The sequence below is a fragment of the Micromonospora sp. WMMD987 genome (genome assembly GCF_029581435.1).
Lineage (GTDB): Bacteria > Actinomycetota > Actinomycetes > Mycobacteriales > Micromonosporaceae > Micromonospora > Micromonospora rifamycinica.
Window position 1 is genome coordinate 826351 of record NZ_CP120861.1, and the last position, 13011, is coordinate 839361.

Below are 13011 nucleotides of genomic sequence, written 5' to 3' on the forward strand. Positions count from 1 at the left end.
CCGTCGACAAGAGGGAGCACCCCGGTGACCGAGACAACGCACGCGGCGATCGCCCGACCCTACCCGTTCAGCGATCCGCACCGGCTCGACGTCGACCCCCGCCTGGCCGAGCTGCGCCGCGACGAGCCGCTGGTCCGGGTCCAGCTCCCGTTCGGGGAGCCGGCCTGGCTGGCCACCCGGCACGCCGACGTGCGGACCGTCCTGGGCGACCTGCGGTTCAGCCGGGCCGCCGCCGTCGGACGCGACGAACCGCGCAGCGTCCCGTACCAGCGGGAGGCCGGCATCCTCGGGATGGACCCGCCCGAGCACAGTCGACTGCGCCGCCTGGCGGCCAAGGCGTTCACCGCCCGCCGGGTCGAGGAGCTGCGTCCGCGTACCCGGGAGCTGGCCGGGGAACTGGTGGCCGGCATGCTCGCCGCCGGGTCGCCCGCCGATCTGGTCACGCACCTCGCCACCCCGCTGCCCATCCGGGTCATCTGCGACCTGCTCGGGGTGCCGGTGGCCGACCAGGACCGGTTCCACACCTGGTCGGAGGCGATCGTGTCGACCACGTCGCTGCGGCCGGAGGTGGCGCAGAGCTACCTCGACCGGCTCCTGTCGTACATGGCGGGGCTGATCGCCCAGCGGCGGGTGACGCCCACCGACGACCTGATCGGGGCGATGGTCCGGGCCCGTGACGAGAACGCCGACCGGCTCACCGAGGAGGAGATGGTGCGCCTGGCGGCGGGGCTGCTGGCCGCCGGGCACGAGACCACCGTGACCCAGATCCCGAACCTGGTGTACGTCCTGCTCACCGAGCCGGACGCCTGGCGGCGGCTGTGCGCCGATCCGGCCCTGGTGCCGTCCGCAGTGGAGGAACTGCTGCGCTTCGTCCCGCTGGGCGCCACCGCCGCGTTCGCCCGGTACGCCCTGGTGGACGTCGAACTCGGTGGGGTGCTGGTCCGGGCCGGTGAGCCGGTGCTGGTCTCCATCCCCTCGGCCAACCGGGACGAGACCGTGTTCCCCGACGCCGACCGGTTGGACCTCGGCCGGGAGACGAACCCGCACCTCGCCTTCGGGCACGGGCCGCACCACTGCATCGGCGCCCAACTGGCCCGGATGGAACTCCAGGTCGTCCTGGAGACGCTGCTGGAGCGGGCACCCGGACTGCGGCTGGCGGTGCCCGAGTCGGCGTTGACCTGGAAGACCGGTCTGTTGGTCCGGGGCCTGACGGCGTTGCCCGTCGGCTGGTAGCGGAAGGAAGGTGGGGCAGATGGGGGAGCAGGGCTGGCGGGTGCGGGTGGACCCGGCCCGGTGCATCGGGGCGGGGATCTGCGCGAGCTACGCCCCGGCCCACTTCGTCCTGGTGGACGGGTTGTCCCGGCCCCTGGCCGAGCGGATCGCCCCGGCGGACCCGGTGCTGAACGCGGCCGAGTCGTGCCCGATGGAGGCGATCGTGGTGTCCGACGCGGCGGACGACGGCCGGATCGCTCCGGAACCGTGACCGGGCGGTGGTCGCCTCCGGCGGGGTACCCGGCGGCGACCACCGCCCCCCTCAGTCCTGCGGGTCGGCCAGCTCGGCCAGGGTGGTGGGTCGCCCGCTCAGCGCGTCCCTGATCCGGTCGACCAGGCCGGTGCCGGGATGGAGCAGCCGGTTCGTCGGCGGGTGGTCCGGGGTGCCGGGATGCGGACGGGTCGGCAGGTGCCCTTTCGCCGCCCGCACCCGCTCGGCCAGCTCGACGAGTTCCTCGTGGGCGACGGCGGCCCGCAGCCGGGGGAAGAGTTCCGCCTCCTCCTCGCGCACGTGGTGCCGGATGCTCTTGGTGAGATGGCTGATCAGCGGTTCGAAGCGGGCCGTGGACGGGTCCAGCGGCTCCAGTTCCTTCAGCGTCCGCTCGACCGCGGCGTGTTCGGCGATCTCGTGCTCGGTGATCCGGTCACCGTCCGGCAACGCCCGGCGGGCGGCCGGATAGACGTACATCTCCTCGGCGACCGCGTGCCGGACCAGCTCGGCGATCAGCACGTCGGCCAGTCCGCGGCGGTGTTCCGCAGTGCCCTGCCGGGACTCCAACTCCACGAGGATCGTCTCTATCTCGTGGTGGTCGGCGGTCAGGACATCGACGACGTCCTGCCCCGTGGTGGCCTGTGCGTTGCTCATCTCGGTGCCCCTTACCGGTTGCGGACGGATCGGCTCCCTGCCGGGGCCTGTACCCATCCCGGGTCGGCCGAACCCGTCACCGTCGATGAGTGAACGGCCACCGCCGCCGCCGTCGCGCCCGGTTCGTGCGGGTGCCCGGTCCGTCCGGTGGGGACGGACGCCGGAGCTACGCCGGAGGCGGGAGGGAACCGAGCAGGCGGGTCACCGTGATCTCGATGACCACCCGCTCCGGGTTGGGGCGCGGCTGCCGGTAGCGCTCGGCGTACCGGCGCTCCGCCTCGGCCACCGCGGCGGCGTCCGTGCGCAGCACCGCCCGCCCCTCGATGGTCAGCCACCGGCGGCCGTCGACGTGGCAGGCCGCCGCCGGCACCCCCGCCGGGCCGGCGGCGGCGACCAGCCGGGCCTTGGCCGAGCCGCCGGACGTGATCACCCGGGCCAGCCCGGCCGCCGGATCGTAGGTCACCCCGACCGGCACGACGTGCGGCGTGCCGTCGGCGCGCAGGGTGGTCAGCGTGGCCAGGTGCCGTTCCCGGCAGAACGCGAGGACCTGCTCGTCGTACCGGTCCAGCCTGTGCCTACCGGCCATGTCCGTCCCCCGTCTCGTGGCCGACGTCGCCCCGGCTCGGCCCTGATCATGACACGATCCGGCGGGACGGGCCCGGACCCGGCGGGACACCGGACCGGGCCGGGGTGCCCGGCTGGCCGGGCACCCGACGGTCGGTCGCCCGGCGTCGGTGGGCCAGCCGGGTCAGGTAGATCAGCGCGCCGGCCAGCACACCCATGTCGTCCAGGTAGATCGGGTCGGGCAACAGGTCGACGGGGAGGACCGTGTAGACCAACGCGCCGTAGAAGGCCACCCTGCCGCCCACGCCGAGCGTGCCCAGCAGCCGCCGGGTGCGCACCACCCGCACCGCCAGCAGCACCGCGCCGACCAACGTCGCCAGCGCCAGAAGGCCGCCGACCACCACGAGCGCCCACATCTGACGGGACATGCCCGCAACGCTAGCCGAGCGGCGCCCGCCGCGCCGCCGTCCGCCGCCGACACGGCGGGGCGGCCCACGGCGTTCGGGTCAGTAGGCGGCCACGGCGGCCCGGCCGCGGGCCACGGTGGGATTCTCCCGGGTGGTCTCCGCCGACGGGCGTGGGCTCTCCGACATCGGCAGCACCGACTCGGCCCGCTCCGGCTGGCGGTCGCGCGCGGCGAACGCCTCGTCCCGCAGGCTCCGGGCCGCCGCGCCGGCCAGGTCGGCGGCCCGCCAGGCCGCCTGCTCCCGGGCGACCGCCGCCCGGTGCCGGGCCGCCAGGTGGTCCCGCGTCGCGCGGCGCAGCACCAGTTCCTGCTCCACCGGGTGCCGGCGCGGATCCCAGCCGGCGCGGTGCGCGAAGACGTCGTCGAGCTGCGCGTCCGACAGCTCGCCCCGGCGGTGTGCGTCCACGGCGGCCCGGTGCAGCCAGCGCTCCCGGTCGGCGTACTCGGCCGGGGTCTGGCCGGTGTGCGGCAGCGGCATGACCGCGGCGGCGGCGAGCCGACGCAGGTGCGCCTCGGCCGCCTCCAGCGCCGTCCAGGCCGACTCGACCTCGTCCTGGGCGGCCAGCCACTCGGTGCGCAGCCGGTCGGCGGTGGTGCCGGCCCGCTCGGCCGCCACGGCGACCTCCTCGGCGTACCGGATGTGTTCCCGGACCTGCTCGGCGTGCTCGGGGTCGGTCGGCAGGGCGGCGGCCCGGAACCGACCGCCCACCGCCGGCCGGAGCCGGTCGGGACGGACCACCAGGGCCGCGACGGCGACGGCCGCGACAGCGAGCAGGATCAGCCAGATTCCGGCGGCGGCCGGGACGTCGGGTAGGACGGCGGAGAAGACGGTCTGCATCACCAGCACCTCACGGTGGGACAACGATGTGGACGGAGGGGATCTGGCCCGGTGGGGCGGGAGCCGCGGGCGGCGTGTCCTCGGTGGACCGGACCGGACCGGACCTGGCGTGGCCCGGATCCGGCCGGGCGCGGCTCGGATCAGGACCAGGCGTGGCCCGGACCAGGACCGGAGTCGGGCTCGGGCGCGGTCGGGTCGGCCCGGGCGCGACGGCCGGTCGGGCACGCAGGTGCCGAGGGGTGCCGCCCCGCTCAGCTCCGGGGCGGGCCGCGCCGGCCGGTGGCGTCCCGGGCCGGGTCCGGCGTCGCCACGTTCACCCGCGCGGCGGGCCGGACCGTGGGCTCGGCGGCCGACCCGGCCGGTAGCGGCCGGGTGGATCCGTGGGCGGGCCGCCCGGAACCGGGCCGGGCATCGGCGGGCCGGTCGTCACCGGGCCGGGTGTCGGTGGGCCGGGTGTCGGTGGACAGCGCAGCCACCCGGGACGTCACCACGGTCGGGCGGGGCGCAGCGGTGGCCGGGCCGTCGGTGGCGGCGGTGAACAGGCCGCCGAGGCCGACGGCGAGCACCAGCGCGGTAACCGCCAGCCGGGTCAGGTCGCGCAGCCTCGACACCCAGAGGGGCCGGGTGGAAGCTGGGCGGATCACCCGTCCAACCTATCCCCACCTGAGCGTCCGCGCAGCGGCGGCGACCCGGTCGGATCGGTGACCCGGGCCACGGTGTGCCCTGTGGACGGACCGTCCCCACCCGGGATACGTGCGCTGACCTGCCCCTGGATGCATCGACGGGGATGAGAATGCCGACAGTTTCCGCCCGGCCGGTCCGGGAACTCCGCCGACGGCGCGACGCCCGCCGCGCCGGGTCCGACAGACCGGAGGAGACCACCCATGGGAGTACGTCGTCAGGTCGCCGCAGCCGTCGCCACCGCGACGGTACTGACCACCGCCGTCGCCACCGCGACGGTGCTGGCCACCGCCGTACCCGCGCAGGCCGCGCCGACCGCCGTCGACACCGGACCGCTCACCCCGGTCGCCGAGGTCGACGTCGAGCGGTACGCGGGTGACTGGTACCAGGTCGCCGCCATTCCGGCGATCTTCGAGGTCCAGTGCTTCAAGAACGTCAAGGCCCGCTACGACGTCCAGACCGACGGCACCGTCGGGGTGCGCAACACCTGCCAGACCATCGTCGGCACCACCAGCGCGGTCACCGGTCGGGCCCGCAGCGAGAACCCGCCGGCCGACTCGGCGTTGACCGTGTCGTTCCTCAAGCTCGGCAGCCGCTGGATCTACCTGGGCGGACCGAACTACGTGGTGATCGGGCTCGACCCCGACTACCGGTGGGCGGTGGTCGGTGACCCGGCCCGGACCACCGGCTTCGTCCTGTCCCGGGAGCCGGCGCTGACCGGGGCGCAGACGGCGGCGGCGAAGGCGGCGCTCACCGCCAACGGGTACGACCTCTGCGACTTCCGCACCACCCGGCAGGACGGCGGCGGACAGGCCGGCAGCTTCTGCTGAGCGGCCCGTGACCCGACGGCCCGTCCACGCCCGGGGCGGGGCGGGCCGTCGGGTCAGGCGTCCCGGTCGGCGTGGTCGGGGGTGAAGAGGGCGAGCAGGGCGCCGACCTGACGATCGGCCTCGGCGGGGTGCCGGAAGTGCCCGCTCGGATCGATGGTGTACTCGTTGCGCCGGCCGACCCTGGTCCGCCGCAGGTAGCCGCCGGACTCCAGGTCGGTGACGATCGCCTGGGCGGCCCGTTCGGTCACCCCGACCTCCTCGGCGACGTCGCGGAGCCGGGCCGTGGGGTTGCGGGCGATGGCGAGCAGCACGTGACCGTGGTTGGTGAGGAACGTCCAGTTGCGGGCGCTCCCGGCGCTGCCTGTGGTATTCGCCATACCGGTCATCGTATGGCCCGAACCTGGGGAACCCGCCGCCGGCCGGCGTCCCCGCGTCCACCCCGGCCGGCTTTCGACCCGCCGTCGACATCCCGCCGACCAAAGCCTGAAACGTGTATCACGAAATCTTGACGTACCTTTAGCTGCGTGTGACCGTGGGAACACGGCCGTCGTCGCCGCCGGCCGGCGTGACCAGGCACTATCCCGGACCGAGGTGAGGCAATGGGCCCGATCACTCCGACCCAGGCGCTGGCCGAGTTACAGGCCGGCAACCGGCGTTTCGTCGCCGGCGAGCCCCGCCACCCCAACCAGGGCGCGGTCCACCGGGCCGCCGTCGCCGACGGCCAGCACCCCTTCGCGGTCATCGTCGGCTGCTCCGACTCCCGGCTCGCCGCCGAGATCATCTTCGACCGGGGGCTGGGTGACCTCTTCGTGGTCCGGACCGCCGGGCACACCGCCGGCCCCGAGGTGCTCGGCAGCGTCGAGTACGCGGTGACCGTCCTCGGCACGCCGCTGGTGGTGGTGCTCGGGCACGACTCCTGCGGAGCGGTGCAGGCCGCCCGGGAGGCGGCCCGCACCGGCACCCAACCCCCGGGGCACCTCTACTCGGTGGTCGCCGCCGTCGGGCCGAGCCTGCGCCGGGCGGCCCAGCAGGGCGTGCACGACATCGACGGGATCGTCGACATCCACATCGCGCAGACCGTCGAGGTGCTGCTCGGCAACTCTCCGGTGATCGCCGCCGAGGTGGCCGCCGGGCGGTGCGCGGTGGTCGGCATGTCCTACCGGCTGGCCGCCGGTGAGGTCCGCCAGGTGGCCCCGGCGCACGCTCCCGCCGCCGACGCGTCCGCCCTCACCGCCGCCGTCCCCGGCCCCGCCGTGGTGCCGGCGGACGCCGACGCCGCACCGGCGGCCGTCGCCGGCTGAGGCACATGGGCCGGCGGCCGTCGCCGGCTGGGGCAGATGGGCCGGCGGCCGTCGCCGGCTGAGACCCGCTCACGACGGAGGCCGCCCGGTTCGACCGGGCGGCCTCCGCCGTCAGTGCCCGCTCCGCCCACCGGGTCGGGGACGCGGTGGGCGGGAACCGGATGCCGCGTCGCTACAACAGGGACACGTGTACGTGGTCGGTGTGGTCGGACGGGCCGGAGTACGAACTCCATCCGTTGGCCGGGAACCAGATCTGCCGGTTCCAGATCACGTAGTAGATGCCCAGCCGGTCCGCGTTGCGGAGCAGGAACGCGGCGAGGTTGTTGCCGTACATCCGGGTGTCGTTGTTGTGCCACGGGCTGAAGCCGCTCTTCTGCAACGACCAGTCGCACGCCTTGCCCTTGGGGTGCTCCCAGGGGCCGCCGGGGCGGTAGCAGCCGACGAACCGGTTGAAGCCGGCCCGCTTGACCTCCTTGTACATGTGCAACGTGCGGGGGGTGACACAACCGGACGTGGTCGGGTCGTTCTCGCTGCACGACTCGGCACGCCAGTCGCCGTCCGCCGTCTGACCCGGGGCGATGCGGGCCACCGGTGAGGTGGCGTCGACCAGACCGCCGGTGAAGCCCCGGCCACCGACCAGGGCCAGCGCCTTGTCCGCCTCGGTCTTCTTCTTGGCCATCAGGTTGGTCTGCTTCTGCTGCTCACGGACCTCGGCGTCGACGGCGAGCTTGGCCTTCTCGGCCCGGGTCCTCACCTCGTTGACCTCGGCCAGCTTGCCGGCGTTGACCATGTTCAGCTCGTCCAGGGCGGCGGCCCGCCGGACGAAGGCGTCCGGGGCGTCGCTCTCCAGCAGGGCGGCGACCGCGCCGACGCGACCCGTCCGGTACGACTGGGCGGCGATCTCGTTGACCTGCGGGGCCAGCGCGGCCAGCTCCTGCTCGGCCTTCTCCACCTCGATGGCGTACTCGAGTTGGCGCTTCTTGGACTTCTCCAGCCGGTTCTTCGCCGCCGAGTACTCCCGGTTGGTGGCCTCGATGACGTCGGTGAGCAGCTTCGGCTCCTCGTCCTCCTCGTGACCCGAGGGGGAGGGCGCGTTGGGTGCCGCCGTCGCGGGGGCGGCGGTGGGCCCGGCGACGATCGCCAGGGCGGCGAGCACGGCCACTGCCGGCGTCAGCCAGCGGCGTAGGGGTGCCGTCACAGTTTTCCCTTCCGTCGACCGCCGACCGGGTTAGCTGACGGGTTCGGGACGGAAGTGGCCCCTACCGCTGGCGCGGATTCACCCCAGGTGCTCGGTTCCCCGGCTCGCCGTACGGCGATTGGGCGGTGGCCCCGCTGGCGCCGGTGGGCGCCTTCGGCGGTGACCGGCAGCGAGGTTACCCGAGAGTCGTAGCAGGAATCTACGGCCACAACACGGCGAAATGCGTATTTTCCCGATAGTGGGCGGTGACCAGCGGCGGGGTCGACAGTGGTGGTCCCCGCTCCGGTCACGTACCGCAGTGTCACCATGCCGCTTCCGTGTCGCTGTCGCGATCCGGCCATCGACCGGGGGCCGGGGTGGACGGTCCGCCGGGCCGGGACGCGCCCAGCGCCTCCCACGCCTCGGCGCGGTCCGGAGCCGGGCGCGGGGTGGGCGGCGGTCCGGCGGGGGTGGCGTCGGCGGGGCCGCGACCGGCGGTGGTGACCAGCGCGGCCAGCCCGGTCGTCAGCGGCACCGCCGCCACCAGGCCGAGGGTGGCCACCGCGCTGCGGACGATCTCCTGGGCCAGGAACTCGCTGGTGAGGATCTGGCCCACCGGCCGGCTGTCGGCGGTGAGCAGGAGCAGCAACGGCAGTGAGGCTCCCGCGTACGCCAGCACGATGGTGTTCACCGTGGACGCGATGTGCGCCCGGCCGACCCGGGTGGCGGCCCGGTAGAGCTGCAACCGGGACAGCCCGGGATTGGCGTGGGCCAATTCGGTGACGGTGGCCGACTGGGTGACGGTCACGTCGTCCAGCACGCCGAGCGAGCCGATGATGATCCCGGCCAGCAGCAGGCCGTGCAGATCCACGTCGCGCTGGTACATCGACAGCGTGGTGGCCTCCTCGCTGCCGTACCCGGTCAGGTGGGTGGCGGCGGTGGCCAGCGTGCCCAGGATCCCGGTCAGCACCAGGCTGCCCAGGGTGCCGAGGACCGCCACCGAGGTCTGCGCGGTGATCCCGTGGGTCAGGTACAGCACCACGAACATGATCAACGCCGCGCCGGTGATCGCGATGGGCAACGGCGCACCCCCGGCCGAGATGCCCGGCACCACGAAGGTCAGCAGGATGGCGAAGCTGGCCCCGAGACCGGCCAGGGCGGCCAGCCCGCGGAGCCGGCCGAACGCCACGATCGCCGCCGCGAACAGGGCGACCAGCCAGAGCAGCGGCGTGCCCCGCTGGTGCTCGGCGATGTGGTAGCTGACCGCCGTCGGGTCGGTCGGGTCGGTCAGCGCGACCAGCACCACCTCGTCGCCGACGGCCACGGTCGGTGCCCCCGGCCCGGACGGGACCGGCGTCTCGACCTGCCGGCCGGTGTCCGGCCCCTGCTCGACGGCGACCGTCACCGTGCCGCACGGGCCGGCGTCCGCCCCGGACGGCCCGTCGGGGGTCTGCGGGGCGGGCGGGCAGGGCTCGGTCACCACCCGGGTCACCGTGCCGTGGTGGCGGGGCACCTGCTCGCCCTGGTCGATCTGCCGGGTCTCGCCCGGCCAGAGCAGCAGGGTGGCGATCACCGTGACGACGATGAGCGGCACCACCGTCATGACGAGTATCCGCCGCACCCGGGGCGGGGTGGACGGAGCGGGACGGGTGTGGTCGGCGCCCATGCGTGCGAGTTCTCCCAACGGTCCGGGACGGGATACGGGTCAGCCGGCCGACCGGTTCATCCCGCGGGCGGCGGTCGTCGTCGGACGATGGTAGCCACCACCCCGGCCCGTCCGCCGGGTTCACCCTGCCCACGGTGTGCCGAGGGGCACGTTCGCCCCGGCGGCCGGTGGGTCAGCCGCGCTTCATCAGCCGGCCGACGGCGGCCATCATCTCGGCGGCCATCTCGTCGGCCCGGCCCTCGGCGGCCCCCTCGTGCATGCAGTGCCGGGCGTGGCCGTCGAGCAGGCCGAGGGCGACCTTGTCCAGGGCGGCCTGGACGGCGGAGATCTGGGTGAGCACGTCGATGCAGTACCGGTCGTCGTCGACCATCTTCTCGACGCCCCGGACCTGCCCCTCCACGCGGCGCAGCCGCGCGAGCAGTTGGTCCTTGCTGGCGGTGTAGCCCCGGACCGGGTTGCTCGGTGTGGTCATGGCGACCACGATAGCGTACCCCCGGGGGGTATGCTACGGTCGTCGGGCGAGGTACCCCTGGGGGGTATGTTGGAGGAGAGGGAGGGAGCGCGTCATGATCACGAGCTACCAGGTGAAGGGCATGACCTGCGGGCACTGCGTCAGCGCGGTGAGCGCCGAACTGGCCGCGCTGGACGGGGTGACCGAGGTGCAGGTGGACCTGGCCTCCGGCCGGGTGGCCGTCACCAGCGCCGGTCCGTTGGACACCGGGGACGTGCGGGCCGCCGTCGACGAGGCCGGCTACGACCTCGTCGAGGCGTGACCGGGCGGTCGCGGCGGGAGACCGGGGTGGACCGATGAACACGGCGACCAGACTGGGCGGCTTCGCCCTCGTGCTCGCGGCGGTGTTCGGCGCGGCGTACGGGGGCGGTCAGCTGGCCGGCCCCGTCGCGCCACCCGCCGACACCCGCCACGACCCCGCGCACACCCCGGCGTCCACCGCCGCCACCGACGTCCCCCGCCCGACGCCGACCGGCACCGACGGCCCCGGGCACCCGCACGGTCGACCGGAGGCGCCGCGATGACCCCCGCCACGGGGAACCCGCCCACCGCCCCGCACCTGATCGAACTCGCCATCGGCGGCATGACCTGCGCGTCCTGCGCCGCCCGGATCGAGAAGAAGCTCAACCGGATGGACGGGGTCGAGGCGAGCGTCAACTACGCCACCGAGAAGGCCACCGTCCGGTACGCCGACCGGATCACCCCGGACGACCTGATCGCCACCGTCGAGAAGACCGGCTACACCGCTGCCGTGCCGCCGCCGCCCACCCCTGCCGGGGCGGAACCGGCCGGCGAGCCGGTGGACGCGCTGGCCGCCCTGCGTACCCGGCTGCGGGTCTCGGCCGTGCTGACCCTGCCGGTGATTGTGTTGGCGATGGTGCCGGCCTGGCAGTTCACCTACTGGCAGTGGCTGTCGCTGACGCTGGCCGCCCCGGTGGTGGCGTACGGCGGACTGCCCTTCCACCGGGCGGCCTGGACTAACCTGCGGCACGGCGCGGCGACCATGGACACCCTGGTGTCGCTCGGCACCCTCGCCGCGTTCGGCTGGTCGCTCTGGGCGCTCTTCCTCGGCGACGCCGGGACGCCCGGGATGACCCACCCGTTCCGGCTGGACGTGACCCGCGACGACGGCGCCGGCAACATCTACCTGGAGACCGCCGCCGGGGTGACCGTGTTCCTCCTCGCCGGCCGCTACTTCGAGGCCCGTTCCAAGCGGACCGCCGGGGCGGCCCTGCGCGCCCTGCTCGAACTCGGCGCGCGGGACGTCGCCGTGCTGCGCGGTGGGGTGGAGGCCCGGATCCCGGTCGACCAGCTCGTGGTGGGCGACCGGTTCGTGGTCCGGCCCGGCGAGAAGATCGCCACCGACGGGCGGGTCGAGGAGGGCACCTCGGCGGTCGACGCCAGCATGCTCACCGGCGAGTCGGTCCCGGTCGAGGTCGGCCCCGGGGACGTGGTGGCCGGTGCCACCGTGAACGCGGGCGGCCGGCTGGTGGTCACCGCCACCCGGGTCGGCGCGGACACCCAGCTCGCCCAGATGGCCCGGCTGGTGGAGGCGGCGCAGACCGGCAAGGCGGCCGTGCAGCGGTTGGCCGACCGGATCTCCGGGGTTTTCGTGCCGGTGGTCATCGCGTTGGCCGTCGGCACGCTGGGCTGGTGGCTGGGGGCCGGCGGCGGCCCGACCGCCGCGTTCACCGCCGCCGTGGCCGTGTTGATCATCGCCTGCCCGTGCGCGCTCGGCCTGGCCACCCCGACCGCGCTGCTGGTCGGCACCGGACGGGGTGCCCAACTCGGCATCCTGATCAAGGGGCCGGAGGTGCTGGAGTCGACCCGGCAGGTCGACACGGTGGTGCTGGACAAGACCGGCACGGTCACCACCGGCCGGATGACCCTGGTCGACGTCCGCCCCGCCGGGGGGCAGGACCGGGCCGAACTGCTCCGGCTCACCGGGGCGGTGGAGGCCGGCTCGGAGCACCCGATCGCCCGTGCGGTGGCGGCCGGTGCCGCCGAGGCCGGTGGACTGCCGCCGGTCACCGGGTTCGCCGCCGTCGAAGGGCTCGGCGTCACCGGCACCGTCGACGGCCACGACCTGGTCGTCGGGCGGCCGGGGATGCTCCGCGAGCGGGGTCTGGACGTACCGGACGAGGTGGTCCGGGCGGTGGCCGAGGCGGAGGCCGCCGGTCGGACGGCGGTGGTGGCGGGTTGGGCCGGGCGGGCCCGGGGCGTCCTCGCGGTCGCCGACGTGGTCCGGCCCACCAGCCGGGCGGCGATCGCCGCGCTGCGCGCCCTGGGCCTCACTCCGGTGCTGCTCACCGGGGACAACGCCACGGTCGCGCGGGCGGTGGCCACCGAGGTGGGCATCGACCGGGTGACCGCCGGGGTGCTGCCGGCCGACAAGGTCGACGAGGTGCGCCGGCTCCAGGAGCAGGGTCGTACGGTCGCCATGGTCGGCGACGGGATCAACGACGCCGCCGCGCTGGCCCGGGCCGACCTGGGGCTGGCCATGGGCACCGGCACCGACGTGGCGATCGAGGCGTCCGACCTGACCCTGGTCCGGGGCGACCTGACCGCCGCGGTGGACGCGATCCGGCTCTCCCGGCGCACGCTCGCCGTGATCAAGGGGAACCTGTTCTGGGCGTTCGCCTACAACGTGGCCGCCCTGCCGCTGGCCGCCGCCGGACTGCTCAACCCGATGATCGCGGGGGCGGCGATGGCCTTCTCGTCGGTCTTCGTGGTCGCCAACAGCCTCCGCCTCCGCCGGTTCCCGGCGACCGTCCTGCGCTGACGCGGCCGTGGGCGCCGGATCGGGCGGTCCACGGCCGCCCACGGGCCGCGCCGGGTGA

The 13011-nt window shown here is 74.7% G+C and carries 16 protein-coding genes and 1 riboswitch; of the genes, 7 read left to right on the plus strand and 9 right to left on the minus strand.

Annotated features, from left to right (window positions below):
• Positions 1 to 24: 24 nt before the first annotated feature.
• Positions 25 to 1233, plus strand: coding sequence for a cytochrome P450 (locus O7612_RS03725; protein WP_282270467.1), 1209 nt, complete (start codon positions 25 to 27; stop codon positions 1231 to 1233).
• 19 nt (positions 1234 to 1252) lie between these two features.
• Positions 1253 to 1483, plus strand: a complete 231-nt coding sequence (locus O7612_RS03730) for a ferredoxin (RefSeq protein WP_282270469.1) — start codon at positions 1253 to 1255, stop codon at positions 1481 to 1483.
• 51 nt (positions 1484 to 1534) lie between these two features.
• Here the strand turns inward: O7612_RS03730 and O7612_RS03735 are convergent, their stop codons facing one another.
• The 5 genes from O7612_RS03735 to O7612_RS03755 all read right to left on the minus strand — a co-directional run bounded on the left by O7612_RS03735 (position 1535) and on the right by O7612_RS03755 (position 4649).
• Entirely contained in the window at positions 1535 to 2137 is a 603-nt protein-coding gene (locus tag O7612_RS03735; RefSeq protein ID WP_282270471.1) for a hemerythrin domain-containing protein, read from the minus strand.
• A 166-nt stretch (positions 2138 to 2303) separates the two neighbouring features.
• The gene (locus O7612_RS03740; RefSeq protein WP_282270473.1) at positions 2304 to 2723 is read right to left on the minus strand and encodes a TIGR03618 family F420-dependent PPOX class oxidoreductase; all 420 of its coding nucleotides are present in this window, start codon (positions 2721 to 2723) and stop codon (positions 2304 to 2306) included.
• Positions 2724 to 2769: 46 nt separating this feature from the next.
• Positions 2770 to 3129: a YkvA family protein gene (locus O7612_RS03745; RefSeq protein ID WP_282270474.1), complete on the minus strand. Its 360-nt coding sequence runs from the start codon at positions 3127 to 3129 to the stop codon at positions 2770 to 2772.
• A gap of 78 nt (positions 3130 to 3207) precedes the next feature.
• Positions 3208 to 4005 (minus strand): hypothetical protein, encoded by a 798-nt coding sequence (locus tag O7612_RS03750; protein WP_282270475.1) that lies wholly within the window; start codon positions 4003 to 4005, stop codon positions 3208 to 3210.
• 251 nt (positions 4006 to 4256) lie between these two features.
• Positions 4257 to 4649, minus strand: coding sequence for a hypothetical protein (locus O7612_RS03755; RefSeq protein ID WP_282270476.1), 393 nt, complete (start codon positions 4647 to 4649; stop codon positions 4257 to 4259).
• Between the two features lie 240 nt (positions 4650 to 4889).
• Here O7612_RS03755 and O7612_RS03760 point away from each other — a divergent pair, with 240 nt between their 5' ends.
• On the plus strand, positions 4890 to 5516 hold the full coding sequence (locus O7612_RS03760; RefSeq protein WP_282270478.1) for a lipocalin family protein: 627 nt from the start codon (positions 4890 to 4892) through the stop codon (positions 5514 to 5516).
• Positions 5517 to 5569: 53 nt separating this feature from the next.
• On the opposite strand, the gene O7612_RS03765 is transcribed toward O7612_RS03760, so the two are convergent.
• A complete protein-coding gene (locus O7612_RS03765; protein WP_282270480.1) occupies positions 5570 to 5893 on the minus strand; it encodes a MarR family winged helix-turn-helix transcriptional regulator in 324 nt (107 codons plus the stop codon).
• A 222-nt stretch (positions 5894 to 6115) separates the two neighbouring features.
• Here O7612_RS03765 and O7612_RS03770 point away from each other — a divergent pair, with 222 nt between their 5' ends.
• Complete coding sequence (locus tag O7612_RS03770) at positions 6116 to 6817, plus strand: carbonic anhydrase (protein ID WP_282270481.1); 702 nt, start codon at positions 6116 to 6118, stop codon at positions 6815 to 6817.
• A 172-nt stretch (positions 6818 to 6989) separates the two neighbouring features.
• On the opposite strand, the gene O7612_RS03775 is transcribed toward O7612_RS03770, so the two are convergent.
• The 3 genes from O7612_RS03775 to O7612_RS03785 all read right to left on the minus strand — a co-directional run bounded on the left by O7612_RS03775 (position 6990) and on the right by O7612_RS03785 (position 10132).
• The gene (locus O7612_RS03775; RefSeq protein WP_282270483.1) at positions 6990 to 8015 is read right to left on the minus strand and encodes a hypothetical protein; all 1026 of its coding nucleotides are present in this window, start codon (positions 8013 to 8015) and stop codon (positions 6990 to 6992) included.
• 3 nt (positions 8016 to 8018) lie between these two features.
• Positions 8019 to 8150: riboswitch (cyclic di-AMP (ydaO/yuaA leader) on the minus strand.
• A gap of 166 nt (positions 8151 to 8316) precedes the next feature.
• Positions 8317 to 9660 (minus strand): YibE/F family protein, encoded by a 1344-nt coding sequence (locus tag O7612_RS03780; RefSeq protein ID WP_282270485.1) that lies wholly within the window; start codon positions 9658 to 9660, stop codon positions 8317 to 8319.
• Between the two features lie 172 nt (positions 9661 to 9832).
• On the minus strand, positions 9833 to 10132 hold the full coding sequence (locus O7612_RS03785; RefSeq protein WP_282270487.1) for a metal-sensitive transcriptional regulator: 300 nt from the start codon (positions 10130 to 10132) through the stop codon (positions 9833 to 9835).
• A 94-nt stretch (positions 10133 to 10226) separates the two neighbouring features.
• On the opposite strand from O7612_RS03785, the gene O7612_RS03790 reads away from it, so the two are divergent.
• The 3 genes from O7612_RS03790 to O7612_RS03800 are packed head-to-tail and all read left to right on the plus strand — an operon-like array spanning position 10227 to position 12953.
• Entirely contained in the window at positions 10227 to 10433 is a 207-nt protein-coding gene (locus tag O7612_RS03790; protein ID WP_282270489.1) for a cation transporter, read from the plus strand.
• A 34-nt stretch (positions 10434 to 10467) separates the two neighbouring features.
• A complete protein-coding gene (locus O7612_RS03795; protein WP_282270490.1) occupies positions 10468 to 10695 on the plus strand; it encodes a hypothetical protein in 228 nt (75 codons plus the stop codon).
• On the plus strand, positions 10692 to 12953 hold the full coding sequence (locus tag O7612_RS03800; protein ID WP_282270491.1) for a heavy metal translocating P-type ATPase: 2262 nt from the start codon (positions 10692 to 10694) through the stop codon (positions 12951 to 12953). Before O7612_RS03795 ends, O7612_RS03800 begins: the two co-directional genes overlap by 4 nt.
• Positions 12954 to 13011: the final 58 nt, after the last annotated feature.